The 13,603-nt window shown below is 39.9% G+C and carries 11 protein-coding genes; 6 read left to right on the top strand and 5 right to left on the bottom strand.

Features of this window, described 5'->3' with window-relative positions; all coding sequences use genetic code 11:
* Positions 1-17 precede the first annotated feature (17 nt).
* Positions 18-737, bottom strand: coding sequence for a cupin domain-containing protein (locus M886_RS07080; protein ID WP_048040210.1), 720 nt, complete (start codon positions 735-737; stop codon positions 18-20).
* A gap of 138 nt (positions 738-875) precedes the next feature.
* Between M886_RS07080 and M886_RS07075 the strand changes: the two genes are divergently transcribed.
* A complete protein-coding gene (locus M886_RS07075) occupies positions 876-1,808 on the top strand; it encodes a DMT family transporter (protein ID WP_235203892.1) in 933 nt (310 codons plus the stop codon).
* Between the two features lie 36 nt (positions 1,809-1,844).
* On the opposite strand, the gene mtaA is transcribed toward M886_RS07075, so the two are convergent.
* The 3 genes from mtaA to M886_RS07060 form a co-directional block, all read right to left on the bottom strand.
* The gene (gene mtaA, locus M886_RS07070) at positions 1,845-2,870 is read right to left on the bottom strand and encodes a methylcobamide:CoM methyltransferase MtaA (RefSeq protein WP_048044690.1); all 1,026 of its coding nucleotides are present in this window, start codon (positions 2,868-2,870) and stop codon (positions 1,845-1,847) included.
* Positions 2,871-3,048: 178 nt separating this feature from the next.
* Positions 3,049-4,773, bottom strand: coding sequence for a histidine kinase N-terminal 7TM domain-containing protein (locus M886_RS07065; RefSeq protein ID WP_048037475.1), 1,725 nt, complete (start codon positions 4,771-4,773; stop codon positions 3,049-3,051).
* Positions 4,774-6,209: 1,436 nt separating this feature from the next.
* Entirely contained in the window at positions 6,210-7,268 is a 1,059-nt protein-coding gene (locus tag M886_RS07060) for a hypothetical protein (protein WP_015412193.1), read from the bottom strand.
* 585 nt (positions 7,269-7,853) lie between these two features.
* Between M886_RS07060 and M886_RS07050 the strand changes: the two genes are divergently transcribed.
* On the top strand, positions 7,854-8,387 hold the full coding sequence (locus tag M886_RS07050; RefSeq protein ID WP_011033861.1) for a GNAT family N-acetyltransferase: 534 nt from the start codon (positions 7,854-7,856) through the stop codon (positions 8,385-8,387).
* A 26-nt stretch (positions 8,388-8,413) separates the two neighbouring features.
* Here the strand turns inward: M886_RS07050 and M886_RS07045 are convergent, their stop codons facing one another.
* A complete protein-coding gene (locus tag M886_RS07045) occupies positions 8,414-10,999 on the bottom strand; it encodes a right-handed parallel beta-helix repeat-containing protein (RefSeq protein WP_048050932.1) in 2,586 nt (861 codons plus the stop codon).
* A 768-nt stretch (positions 11,000-11,767) separates the two neighbouring features.
* On the opposite strand from M886_RS07045, the gene M886_RS07040 reads away from it, so the two are divergent.
* From M886_RS07040 to M886_RS07030, 4 genes are all read left to right on the top strand, one after another.
* Positions 11,768-12,052 (top strand): hypothetical protein, encoded by a 285-nt coding sequence (locus M886_RS07040; protein ID WP_048039252.1) that lies wholly within the window; start codon positions 11,768-11,770, stop codon positions 12,050-12,052.
* Positions 12,053-12,094: 42 nt separating this feature from the next.
* On the top strand, positions 12,095-12,265 hold the full coding sequence (locus M886_RS18625; RefSeq protein ID WP_155397774.1) for a hypothetical protein: 171 nt from the start codon (positions 12,095-12,097) through the stop codon (positions 12,263-12,265).
* A 76-nt stretch (positions 12,266-12,341) separates the two neighbouring features.
* The gene (locus M886_RS07035) at positions 12,342-12,725 is read left to right on the top strand and encodes a hypothetical protein (RefSeq protein WP_011033859.1); all 384 of its coding nucleotides are present in this window, start codon (positions 12,342-12,344) and stop codon (positions 12,723-12,725) included.
* A gap of 438 nt (positions 12,726-13,163) precedes the next feature.
* Positions 13,164-13,556, top strand: coding sequence for a YkvA family protein (locus M886_RS07030; protein WP_015412188.1), 393 nt, complete (start codon positions 13,164-13,166; stop codon positions 13,554-13,556).
* The last annotated feature ends 47 nt before the right edge of the window (positions 13,557-13,603 follow it).

Raw genomic sequence — 13,603 nt, 5'->3', positions numbered from 1 at the left:
AAAACAAAATTTAATGATTATAGTTCAATATCCCTTATGTGCCTCTCATATCTTTCATCCCATGCCGGAGCTGTTATGCAGATCTGCTTAAGGTTTCCGCGGAACCAGAATCTTTTTCCCGCAGGCACAAACACTACGTCTCCTGCTCTTACTTCAAATTCTCTGTCCTCAATTATCCATGTGCCTGACCCTTCCAGGATATAATAAAGGAAATCACTTTTTTCGTGAACGAATTCTTCCGCATGCCCGGACTCCGTTTCCTGATAAAGGACAGCAGCATTCGTGGAGTCTGTTCTGGTTGTGTAAATCCTCATACGGACCCCATATTTCTCGATTACCTCTGAATTTTCAGGCCTGAAAACCGCAGTGGGGAATTCTTTTGAAGTTGCAGGAGGACCACGACAGAGACGGTTTTCATCAGCCATGTTAAGCAAGATCAGATTCTTTTCAAACCCGCCACTTTCCTTTCTCTTTTTCAATCTTACCGATTCAAGGGCTTCTTTAGAAAAGCCTCTGAGTTCTGCAATTCTGTAAATTACTTCAAGAAGGTCAGCAAGCTCTTCAGCTTCTTTGCTTTCAAGATACTCAGCCAGTTCTTCATCAAGTTTTCTCTCAAGCTCCAGAAGGAATTCAGGATCTGAAATTTCTTTTACGGCAAAATCCCTGCCGGAATCCCTGAGGATATCCGGTATTCTGTCCCTTACCGCTTTATGCCTGTGTTCTGTGAAAGAAGTCAAGAATTGCCTCCCGCCTGTGGACTGCCAGATAATACAAAAGATTACAACAGATTAAAACAGGTTACAGCAAATAAATCATTTCTTTAAACAGAAAAATGTCCAATAAATATATAAGTTCTATACATATACCCATGCAGAATGTTTCATCCATGCAGAATGTTTCTGGAGAGCAAAAAAGCGCACCTGGCAGTCATTATAGGCTGCGTATTTTACAGCATGAACGGGCTTTTTATTTCGCACATCCATGATATGGATATTTCTCCGGTAATATTTTACAGGCTATTTTTTGGAATTCTCTTCCTTTTTATATATATAATCTCAAGAGGAAAAACCCCTGACCTGAGGTTGAAGAAAAGAAAAGGAAGCCTCTTTCTTCAGGGTGTGCTTGTGGTTATGTGCATGTTGCTTTATTTTACCTGCCTGAAGACCACCTGTGTATCCATAGCGATTTTACTCCAGTACACAGCCCCGGTTTACGTGATGCTGGTCTCACCTTTTCTCCTGAAAGAAAAAATAAGAAAGGAAAGTATAGCTGCACTCTTTATCGCAATCACAGGAGTATTTCTGATGGTCAGACCTGAAGGAGGGCTTTTCGGTATTGAACTTACAGGCAGCTATATGATGGGCATGATAGCAGGGCTGCTTTCGGGGGTCGTGTTTGCAGCTCTAATCCTGAACGTGAAAGTTTTAAAAACAGAATACCCAGAACTTGCGATTGTCTTCTGGCCTATGGGGATAGCACTTTTACTGCTCAGCCCTTCTGCATTTGATGTCTCCAGGGACGTACTCTACAGCAACCTGACAGTTCTTGCTGTTTTCGGAATAGTGTCAATAGGTTTCGGAGAAATCTTTACGATTCTTGGGTTTGCCAATCTTAAAGCCCAGACAGGAAGCCTGCTTGCCCTGATAGAACCTGTAAGCGGGGTATTTCTGGACATAGCTGTGCTCGGAATTGCACTGTCACCTGAAACCCTTGCAGGCTGTGCCTTGATTATGGTTTCTGCGTTGATCATAAGCCTTAAGGGGCCCGAGGAGATTTCGGAAAAAACAGGAGAAAGAGTTTTTATTTGAAAGAACTCCCCCCTTACCGCAGCCACTAATGAAAGTTCAGAGTGAACAGTACTCATCCCTTGCCCTGAGAAGGGCTTTTATGTTCCCGAGTGGAGTGTGGGGAGCAAGGCCACAGCCGGGTGCAAGGATATCGATTCCGTCTTCAAGACACGCCCTGGCTTCAATAATAACCTCTTCAGTCCCTTTCATCAACAGGGTATCCGAAGGGGAAACATTTCCTATCAGACGTATTCGGTCGCCCACAATCCTCTTTGCAAAACTGACCTCTACTTTTTCTTCAATACTGATTCCCTCAAATCCTGAGTCTGCAAGAGGATCAAGGACAGCCGTGGCATCTCCACACATATGCAGGATTTTCAAGCCTTTGACTTCTTTGCAGAATTTCCTGTAGAGCGGAAAAACCGAGGTCTCAAACATCTGAGGGGCAATTATATCAGGTCCGGCTTCAGAATCTATCAGGGTCACGGCATCTGCACCTCTTTCAAGTAATCCGTTCGCATATTCGATACAGGCTTCCATTACGGTTCCCATGAGCTCTTCAACGACTTCGGGGTTTGTTACAAACCACATGAGGTAGTTTCTCATTCCCGCAAGCATGGAGGCAAGTCCGGCAGGGCCCACAACCCCTGCGACAACAGGAACATTCTCCCCCACACGTTCTTTGAGGATTTCAACCGCGTCCAGCACTACGGATGTCAACCTGCTTTCAAGAAGGGAATCAGGAACTGAGATGTCCTTAACGTCTTTCTTTTTCTTGCAGGGGAAATCTGTTACATAAGGCTGTATATCAACGCTGCCCTCGTCTACCATACATCCCAGAGTTTCAGCAAGCACTGTGGTGCAAAAAGGGCACCGCACATTCTCAAATCCTGCGATCTCGTATCCACCCAGAGCAAGTGCAGCCATTTTAGCTGCATCGTAATTAGCCTGAGGCCAGTATGCTCCAGTCATTTCCATAAGTTCTACCGTGCCAGTCTGGGTAACAGAACAGACAGGAACCATGTCAATAGATTCACCTTTCAGCGCCCGTTTAAATCTCGTGTTCAGGGTTAATTCTCTCATATTTTCACCAGGTATAATCAGATATTGATAGTTCAGTTTCGGCTGCCAGCCTGATAAATAATGTCCTGGAAATATTTGTTATTTTATAATATACCGGGAAACATATATAAAAAATATAAATCAAAGAAAAAAAAGCAAATTACTTACGCTGCATGTTTGGAGCTTTATTTTCATGCTTTCAATTGCATACTTCTATGGAACTGGCTCTGCACTCTGTCGGAACTATCCTCCAGTTCCCGGGGGGTACCCTGATTTCAAATCTGGCGCCCTCGCCTTCGATTCCCGTTTCGACAATTTCCATGCCTGTAATGGAAAGTATTCCCCTGACAAGGAAAAGACCAAGCCCGGTGTTTCTACCAACTGATTTTTCAAAAATAAGCTCTTTCATAGCGGAAGAGATTCCTATTCCGTTGTCCTTTACTTCAATTACGACATTTTCCCCGGCTGTGTGAAAACGGATGTTAATCTCAGTCACACGTTCACCATGGGCTCTTGCATTGTCAAAAAGATTGTAAAAAGCTTTTTTAAGCAGAGGGTCAGCATAGATTTCAAGGCCTTTATCCTCTATAGAAAACTTGATTCCCTGCCCTGAAAAGGCGAATGCTGCCTCTTTTGCAATGCTGCATATAGACTGCCATGTAGGAGAAACGACTCCGAGTTCCTGGTAGTCTTTTGTGAAAATAATCTGGCTATGAATTGTTTCAATTCCTTTGTTGAGATTCCTGAAGTACTTCGCGATCCTGGGGTCTCCCCTTACGTCCAGAGGGAGCATCTCGGAGATCAGTTCTGTATATCCCGAAAGCACGTTTACCTGATTGAGAATATCATGCCTTGTAATATTGCTCATGAGGTTAATTTTTTTATTTGCCTGTTTCAGTGCTTCCTGGTATCTGTGTATCTCCGTGATATCATGGATCATTATCAGTTTACCCTCTGGCTCATTCCTTGCCATAAGGGGGCTGACACTGACAGTAAAAAACTTAATTTCCGAACCGCTTTTAAGTGAAATCTCCCTGCCAAAATCTCCTTCAGGCGTATGGCATAAAAGCTCTACTCCTTCTCCGAAAAGGTAAGTTAAGTTTTTTCCCAGTACCTCTTTTCTTGTTTTCCCTGCAAGTTCAAGTACCGCCCTGTTAACGTCCACTATTGAGTTTGAAGTATCCACAACAATATATCCATCGCTCATGGATTCTATAACGTTTTCTCTGGCAACTGGAATAATATTAAGAAACTCATGCTGGATTGTGCCCCAGAAAAGGATCAAACCGGTTATTGCAAGAGAAAATGGAGTAGGGTCAAGGGATTCAAAAGGTCCTACATCTGCGAGATGAAGTATATTCCCAAGAACCGGAACACAGGCTGCGGTAAGAGCGATGCCTGCCTGGGTACCGTAAGGTGCAGTAAGGCGGACAAATTGCTTGAAGAGGAGAAAGATTCCAAGAACCAGTAAAACAAAAGAATAGAGATAAAAAATCCAGAACAACGGTCCATGCTGAATTATAAGGAGAGGAAACTCTCTGGAGTAATCAAGATGAAAGGATTCGAAAAACAGCCCGTGGACATTATTCGTGACCATCAACAGAATTACAGAGCAGGGCAAAAGATAGAGCAGCTTTTCATATTTTCGTGCAAATTGAATGCCTATCCCAGAATATTCGGAAGTAAATAAAAACCAGGATACAGGAATAAAGGAGAGACCAAGATACTGGAGGCGGGCAAAGAAATATTTTTGTCCGGGTTCCAGAAACCCAATTTCAAAAGCATAATTTATAGACCAGAGCGTCATGCCGAGCATAACTAACGTAAAATGTTTTACAAAAGGCGATCTGTGGCAATTATAGGCTTTGTATGCCCTGATCGCAAGTAAGGTAGATATGAGCCCTGAAAAAATTAATGCTCCCATAAAGGGAAACGCAGTGGTGTGAATTTGCAGGCTGATAAGACGACCTTCCTTTTTTCAATTGTGGATATGTAAATTTGGAGAGTAAGGAGGTGAAAGTAAAAAAACACCAGACGTTTTAATCATTACATTAATGCTAACTATATAAATTTATATGCCCTGCATAAGGAACGGACAACCTTCTGAGATATAATTCGCAACATATCTGCAGAAAATGAGAGATAAAAAATGTGCAAATACTCTCACAAAAAACAGGCAAATTTTGCCCGGATAGAAAATTCAATACGATATGATGAGTTTTCAGACAATTTGTTCAGAAAAACTTGATATATTCAGATAATTTTCATTTAAGATGTCAGATTCAGACAATTTTTATTTAAGATGTTAGCTGAACATTCAAGGTTCTTAAGTATCCCAGGGTCTCCTCCCTTTTCACTACTTCTATTTATTGCATTTAAATAACCTCTAGCTCTGTAAATATTCTATGAATTTTCTTCCATACATTATAACCTTTCTTCTTATTATAGTATGTGTATCTTTCAAGAACCGAGCATCTGGATTTTTAAGCCTTAAAAAATGAAAACCCCTGAGAAAGCTTCTGAAAACTTCCTTTTATTTTCTACCAGGCACCTTAATTTTTGAGGTTACGGAAATAACGGTAAATTAGCTGTTGTACCCGTGATTTCCAGAATAAGGCAACTCAGAATTTTGGGATTTAAAGCCTGAAGTCTGCCCTGCTAACATCCTGTATCTCAAGTTCATAACTCACATACAGAACTTTAAACGTAATCTTAACCTTTATTTAATCCCGCTCCACACAGACTAAAAATTCAATCAGGGCTATCGTTTTTCAAGAAAGTGTCCAAGCGTTAAGGAGGGTAATAACCAGGATTAATATCCATGCTCCTGCAGCATAGGATCTAGGATTAATCCCTTGCACAGCAAAGATCTGAAACCTTCAGGGTCTCAGTAATTCCGACTGGAAAAACGGCATCCTGCCCTGAGAGCACTTTTACCCCAGTGGGTAGAAAATATCAATATATATAAACATTTGCACAAAAATCTAAATGTAAAATGATGAAGAATTGGCTTAAAAAGCAGTGGCAAACAAGAGTCAAAACTTTAAAGCACAGGTCAAAAGTTAAAAAACAGAACAAAATTTAAAAACAAGTCTAAAGTTAAAAAACAGAACAAAATTTAAAAACAAGTCTAAAGTTAAAAAACAGAACAAAAGTTAAAAACAAGTCTAAAGTTAAAAAACATTCAAAAATTAAAAATAAAGGTTAAAAATTAAAAAACAATCAAAAATCAAAAGGTTACAGACCTGAAACGGTCACATGCCTGAAAATATATCATGCTGAAACCGAAAAAAAGAGATTAAAAAAAAATTAAAATTTTGAATAAACCCGGGATAAGGGTCATTCAGATATTTTCCATGCTTAAAGAAAGCTGAGAATCCCGGAAAACTCTTTATTGAAAGTGTATTTATTGAAGTTAGAGCTTTCCATAATCTTTTGCCTGATGTAATGGAGCACGCTCAGAAGGCTCTCATCGCTTTCAGACTCCATATCTCCGGCATATGGGTGGATATTCTCCTCAAGAGCACCAAGGAGCCTGGGGTCAATCCCATTTTCAAAGTAAGCGTCCACGACCAGAAGGTCTGAGATCTGCTCATAGAAACCTGCAAGCTCATTAAGCCAGTCAGGAGCACTGTATCCAGCTTCATATTTTTGCTGGCTAAGGAACATGAGATAACCGGAAATGCTGTTGATCAGGTCTTCAGTCAACCGGTCCTCAGGAAATACTATTGGAAAACGTTTCATTACTGCAGGGGTTGTGGAGCTTGAGTAAATCATCTCATACTCGCAGACCGATGGGAAAAGCCTCGAAATCTGGCTGTTAAGCACTGCAGTCACATAGGGGTACTTTTCAGGGTCTTTGAGTACAATACCGCAGCCATCCTTAAACACATGGTTTCCGGAAACATCATATGCTGCCTGCAAGCGGTACCCTTCGGTAGCAATGATCTTTGGAGTATTGAGGTACTCCAGAAGTTTTCTTCCTCTTATGCTGTAGTCTGCAGGTTCTACAGGAGAATCATCATGACCAAACTGGTTTTTGAATTCCAGAATTCTCCCGTATGTCAGAGGGAACCTGACTCTAAGTTCTTCAGGAGGAATTATTCTGCACTCCTTCCTGTTGTCTTTTTCCGACAGCTCATAGGGGAGCATAAAACGGTAGGGTGAAGAGTTAAGTGCAAACTTTTCGGGAAAAGAGCCTGAGACATAGGGATAAATAAGCTCAGATTCTAAAATTACGGGTTTACAGAGGCCCTCACAAAGGTAAAGCGACTCGGAACCGCTTCCTTCTGGAACGACGAGCCTGTGAAGCAGGCTGTTTTTTGAGCTGATTCCTCCAAAAATGTTTTCGGAGATATCTCCAAGAGTAGTCGGAAATTCACAGATCTTTTCTACAATTCTGTTTTCGTTCAGGAACATCTATTTTTCACTTCTGCAATATTGAGAAAATTAATTTCTCCTGTTTTTTATTCTCAGGTCGAATCCCGCCTGAGATTTCGAAAAATAATCTGGTATCAGCCCTCTGGACCTGATGCCCCATTAAATCATCAAATCCTGACTGAACTGCAGGGTTGGTTTCTGGGTAATTATCTGCAGGAGATAGTAGAAGAACATAAGTATATAAATATATTCGCACTGAAAATTAATTATAAATATAAATCGTGACAAATAGCTGGAAAAAAGGCTATGAATTAAAAAAATGGAGAGCTGCAGCCCTCATGTTTCAAAAGAGAACCATCAAAACAGCTAAATAAATAACGAAAACTAAAGAAGTAAGAAGACTGAATTCCCGGTGCCGTAAAGTTTAAGGCAGCTGATTATCAGAAGCTCGTGACTTCCTGTCCTGAGCAGCCGTTCTATCAATTTATTTTTAAAATTCCGGGATACGATCCAGGTCCAGTTGTTCAAGAAAAATTCAAAAAAAGGAAAACCGGTAAAAAGGAAAAATACTGACAGGAGTACTAACTAAAAAAATTTAAATATTAACCTTCCGACTACCTATACATGCAGGAAAACAAAAATTCCGGAAAAGATTTGATAAGAGAAGCCTCAACAGAAGACATACCCGGAATGCTTGAGGTCTTTAATTATTATGTTGAAAACAGCTTTGCATCCTACCTCGAAAATTCAGTGGGTCCCGAGTTTTTTCAGCTTATCCAGAGTGAAAAAGACCAGGACAGAGACGATCATTTCCCATTTTATGTGATTGAGGAAGATAGCAAGATAATAGGAATCGGAGCTCTCAGACCTTATTTTCCATTCCCTAATTTCCGCCACACAGGAGTTGTTTCCTATTTTATCCTGCCGGCATATACAAGAAAAGGGCTTGGATCGATGATGCTTGAAAAACTCTGTATGGAAGCCCGGGAAAAAAAGATGCAGAGCCTCCTTGCAAACGTATCCTCAAAAAACGAAGCCAGCCTGAACTTTCACCTGAAAAAAGGCTTTATTGAATGCGGAAGGTTCAAAAAAGTGGGGAGCAAATTTGGGAAATATTTTGACATTGTATGGATGCAGAAGTTCCTTGAACAGGATTAAAAGTAAAAAAGAATTTGGAAAGGGAATTAGATTGAACCTGCAAGAGGCAGGTAATCAACATTTCCCTTCCCCATGACATAAGCCATTTCACAGATGCCGTCGTGGTCCGCGTCCTGATGTGTCTGACTGAATCCGCTCCTTTCGGGTGAAGCCCAGAAATTCCCTCCTGTGAAAGATCCTCCAGCAATATTAGCTCCTGACCTTTTGCTAACATTCCAGAGATTTGCCGAACTTTTGCTATCGAAATAAAGATTTTTGGTATTATTCAGGTAATTGTCATAGGCTTTGTTATTACTGGAGTTCAAAAGATACATGCCGTATCCTGAATTTGAAACTACCCTGTTAGTATTGATCGTATTGCCGGTGGCAGAGTTCAGATAGATGCCGTACAGCGCATTCAGGTTTACACCATTAGCTGTTAAAACATTGTTTCCGGAAGCTTTCAGGTATATGCCGATTTTATTGCCTGATACTTCATTCTCAACCAGAGTATTATTATTGCTGAGAGAGTCAAGCCAGATACCGTAATTGCTGTTAGACACTGTATTGCTGGCCATCACATTCATACTGGCATTATGCAAAATAACAGAGACTTCACTGTAAGACGCTGTGTTTTTTATCAGGTCATTTTTAACAGAATTCCATAAACTGATACAATACTTGCTGTTGTTTAATGCCGTATTGTTGCCAAGTTTGTTTTTGTTTGAGTCTTTCAGGTAAATACCGATATTATTGTACAGTGCCCCGTTTCCATTGAGACTATTATTATTGCTTGAGAACTCCAGCCAGATACCGTAACTGCTGGAAGATGCAGTGTTATTGCTCAGGTTGTTTTCACTGGAATTGTGCAGAATAATACAAACGTTGCTGCTGTTTGATGCTATATTACCGCTCAGGGTATTTTCACTGGAATCCCACAGGTTGATGCAGGACCCGGAGCTATTTAATGCCATGTTACTGAGAACTGAATTCCTGCCGGAAGCTTTCAGATAGATTCCTATCTTATTATCTGTTGCAAGATTACTGTCCAGCATGTTATCTACGGAAGAATCCACCCATATACCGTAGCTACTGCTGGAAACCCTGTTCTCAAGAAGCATGTTCCCGCCCGAGTTGCGCAGAAGAATGCCTGCATGGCTATATGATATTGTGTTGTTGTCAAGAATATTGTTGCCGGACAGATCCAGGCGGATGCCGAAACCCGGGATTACACCGGAATTATTTCCGGCTACCTGAGCAGAACCACCGGAAGAATTAAAAAGATAGTTTGGAGAGATAAACAGTTCATTGTTTTCAATACGACAGTCTTCAACCTCATAAAGATGGATCCCCGAATCGGGAAAACTTATGTTTCCTGTAATATGAAACCCGTTAATCCCTACTCCATCTGCTGTCACGGAGAAGATGTCATCCAGGCCGCTGGCTGCTTTAACTATGGTATCCGACGGGCTGCCGGAAGCGGAAATGAGAGAAAGGTCTTTTACACCTATTTCGATGTTTTCCACATAGACTCCAGGGTAAACAAGAATTGTATCTCCTGGATAGGAATTATCCACTGCAGACTGAATTGAGGAGAAATCGGCAACCTGGTCCTCACTGTTGCTTACGGTAATTACGGTGGAGTTCGATTCTTTAAGAGGGAGATAATCAGTGTATCCACTATTTTCGATATCATATGGGGAATCAAAAATACCGTCAAGGTCAATGTCTCTGACGCCTCTGGGATAAACCGTACCATCGGGCATTCCCCAGAAGTTGCCTCCGAGATAAGGACCGCCTACAATATTCGTGCTCCCGGATCTTGTTGTGTTCCAGGTATTTTCGCCTGCAACCTGTCCAGATTCCACATTTACAGTGTTGTTGAAATAGTTATTGTATATAAGGTTGTTAGAAGTCTCGTAGATTCTCAGGCCTGCCTGATTGTTATACTTTAAGATATTGCTCACCAGAAGATTTCCATTTGATTCGCCTGTGAGAGAAACCCCTTTATCATTTTCCGAAACCATGTTATTTTCCAGGGTGTTTTTTGCAGAATCAAAAAGTGAAATCCCGATCTTGCAGTGTGAAACCGAATTACTTTTTATGTTATTATTCAGACTTTCACTCAGGCTAATCCCTGTAAGGCTATCTGAAATATTATTGTTTATCAGTGTGTTACTCGAACCGAACATGTAAAGATCTATGCCACACCTGTTATTCGAGAGAATATTGTGCTCAAGGAAACAATCTGCAACTCCAAAAAAATGGACCCCGGAAGCTGAACCCGATCCTTTTATAGTGAGCCCTTTAATTTTCACTCCATTTGCCCAGATACTGAAAACATTTTTAGAACTATCAGCTGCCTGAATTATGGTATCTGCAGGGCTGCCGGATTCAGAAAGAATGGTCAGAGAAGTATTAATTTCAATGTTTTCCGTGTAAGTGCCCGGTTTGATAATTATTTCATCTCCCGGGTTTGCAGCATTTACCGCAGCCTGAATGGATGTGAAATCCGCAGCCTGATCTGTATTACTTACTGTAATTACACTGGCTGCTGCACTTCCTGCGACCGCGAAATTTAATGCGAGAACTGCAATAAGAACGATTATGGCTCTTGTTTTTACTGGATGCATGGTACACACCGTAACGAAATTTTTGAGTTCTGTGACGAAACTTCTTTTAATCATTTAAACTTATGAGTAGAGATACAGAAATTCAGGTGAGAAAGCCTGCCCGAAGTGCTAAATAAATACCAATGATTTCGGAAAAGTTTCCGGTAAATATTGTGCACTGGTTCGCCTGTGAACTTTAGACTTTATAAATATATAGAGGGAAAAAACCCGAAAAAAACTGAAAACTCACTCAAAATTTCAAATATCCTGTATCTGATTTATTAATTTGACTGTCTTGCTACCTTAAGAAATGTAAAGACAATATTTCAACTCAGAGAGTTCAAGTTCTAAATTTAATTAATATGTAGAAAAATAGTACAGTTATATAAAATTAACTCATATCTGAGAAAGCCGCTCTTCTAAACACCTTATTTTCTGTGTATCAGTACACATTTGTATAATATTTAGAACAAATAGTAATAAAAACAAAGAATTATGGCATATTTTGTATATTAATTACATATTAAGACCATCTATAGGAAATATGGCAGATAGAAAAACGAGAAAATATATGAAAATCAGAATATTATCTTCATGCACTCAAAAAAAGCCGTAATTAACGAAAAAGCAAATAAAGGCACTTAATAACCGGCTTTCATTTCTATTTTAACATATATCAGTTAGTCATTTATGTAAAAGTTTAAGAGGCGCAAAGTTGGAATAAATTTTTAAAAACAGTGAAAATTGAAATAGAATAATCCAAATATAAATAGATGGTGGGGAGTTAATTTGAAGTGGATAAGAGCTTTGCTGCCATTAGTTTTCATTTTATTTGTTTCGCTCACGACTGCAAACACAGATGCAAACACAGATTGGATAAAGTATATGGAGAGGTCGGAATCTTCAGCCGGAGACCTGTTAACAGACACGACAGAAGGAGAGATAAAACTGAATGATAGTGGAAAATACAGGGACGGATTAATTGATAATTTTGATTATTTCATAAATCCGGGCTATCCGTCAGGAAATATGCGGTATTCCGGGAATACAGGGAGTGATAAATACGCTCTGTGACACGGTTCCGAGAAGATGTGTCAAAAGTAATGTGAAAAATTTATGCTGCGAGGATGGGTTCCCAGACAATATAAAAGCCTGGAATCCAGAACCTTCTGCTCCAGCCATGCCATCCGCAGTAAAACAGATAGAAAGGAAGACGGGCCTATAAGAGAAGATGAAAATACCATGCAGAGGAAAGGATTTTTGCTTGCAGAAAAGAATCCTGAGTAAAAATACATTGAGAACAGATTCCAGTAGAAGAGCGGTAAAGGTTATCTGAGAAATCAAGCTGTCAAAAGGGGGGGAAATGACAGAAGACCCGAAAAAGTCAAGGAGCCTGATCCCACTTTATATAATTATTATTTTATATTACGCGATTGTGGCGCTTCAGGGGGGCGGGGATAGCGTCCTTTCTGAACCCGTATCTAAAGAATCGGATTTTCAGGTCAACCTCGCCAGAGGCGTAAATTATCAACTCCGGATTGAGGGTCCTGGCGGTCCCGAGAAGATAGATGTTACAATAAGAAATGGCTCCGATGTTGCATTCCAGAATACATTCGTATTAACAGATTCCAAAATAAGCTACCTTCCTTATCATCCCGAATTTACCGTGAAAGAAAACGGGACTTATCATGTGCACGTTAAACCGCTTAACTCCGGAACTATAATTCTGGAAATCAAAAAATCCTGAATTTCGCGGTTTTAATTAAAATTCTCCAAACCAGGTGATGCAGAACTTTCTGGTTTTTCAATTAAAATTCAGGAAGATCATTCAGGAAGATCAGGACGAGCTTCAATAAACTTAATATACATATCAATACTATTTTTATCTGCACTCAATTATTTTAGTACCCTGCCTTTTGCAGTAAAATGAAAATGACCATTTATACTCATTTATAACTATTTATGATCGTTTAATTCAAAATATATTACGACAAATAAATCTTGATTTTAAGTCGAAATTTAAGAGTCAAAATTTAATTCATTATTTAAAAGATCATTCATAACCTCAATTGACCGGAAAAGAGAAAACATATTCTGTATAATATTACTCTGGAAAGTAATAACACTTCGGAAAGTAATAACACTCCGGAAAGCCTGAATATAATCCGGAGATAGGGAGGATCATATGGATAAAACCAGTAATATCAGAGCGAAAAAAGTCGGATCAAATCTAAAAGAGTTTAAAGCCGATCATAAAGAGACTTATGACATTGATACCGATTTTTCGGAAGGACTCGAAGACACTAATTACCTCACAGGCAACTTTAGAAAAATCTGGGACTATCTAGGATTATTGTTTTCCATGCTGGCAGACTCATTTAACAGAAAATACCCGGCTCCGAAGAAAACAGTAGTTGTGATGGCGGTTACTCTCATGTATCTTGTAAGTCCGGTTGATTTTATTCCAGATTTAATTCCTCTACTCGGATTTGCAGATGATATCGCATTGATTGTTTTTGCATTTAGCCTTATTAAAGAGGACCTGGACAATTACAGAGCCTGGAAAATGAGTTACTGATAGCATTTTCAACCCGGAGAGTATAATTCAAGCTTTAGCTTTACATC

The organism is Methanosarcina soligelidi (genome assembly GCF_000744315.1).
Lineage (GTDB): Archaea > Halobacteriota > Methanosarcinia > Methanosarcinales > Methanosarcinaceae > Methanosarcina > Methanosarcina mazei.
The sequence above is the reverse complement of the archived record's forward strand: the minus strand, read 5'-3'. Positions and strand labels throughout refer to the sequence as shown.

Excerpts from the sequence above, each read along its gene's own strand:
- M886_RS07060 (WP_015412193.1), bottom strand. The coding sequence starts at position 7,268 with ATGTTCCTGAACGAAAACAGAATTGTAGAAAAGATCTGTGAATTTCCG.
- M886_RS07050 (WP_011033861.1), top strand. The coding sequence starts at position 7,854 with ATGCAGGAAAACAAAAATTCCGGAAAAGATTTGATAAGAGAAGCCTCA.
- M886_RS07045 (WP_048050932.1), bottom strand. The coding sequence starts at position 10,999 with ATGCATCCAGTAAAAACAAGAGCCATAATCGTTCTTATTGCAGTTCTC.
- M886_RS07075 (WP_235203892.1), top strand. The coding sequence starts at position 876 with ATGTTTCATCCATGCAGAATGTTTCTGGAGAGCAAAAAAGCGCACCTG.
- M886_RS07035 (WP_011033859.1), top strand. The coding sequence starts at position 12,342 with ATGACAGAAGACCCGAAAAAGTCAAGGAGCCTGATCCCACTTTATATA.
- M886_RS07065 (WP_048037475.1), bottom strand. The coding sequence starts at position 4,773 with ATGGGAGCATTAATTTTTTCAGGGCTCATATCTACCTTACTTGCGATC.
- M886_RS07030 (WP_015412188.1), top strand. The coding sequence starts at position 13,164 with ATGGATAAAACCAGTAATATCAGAGCGAAAAAAGTCGGATCAAATCTA.
- mtaA (WP_048044690.1), bottom strand. The coding sequence starts at position 2,870 with ATGAGAGAATTAACCCTGAACACGAGATTTAAACGGGCGCTGAAAGGT.
- M886_RS18625 (WP_155397774.1), top strand. The coding sequence starts at position 12,095 with ATGCTGCGAGGATGGGTTCCCAGACAATATAAAAGCCTGGAATCCAGA.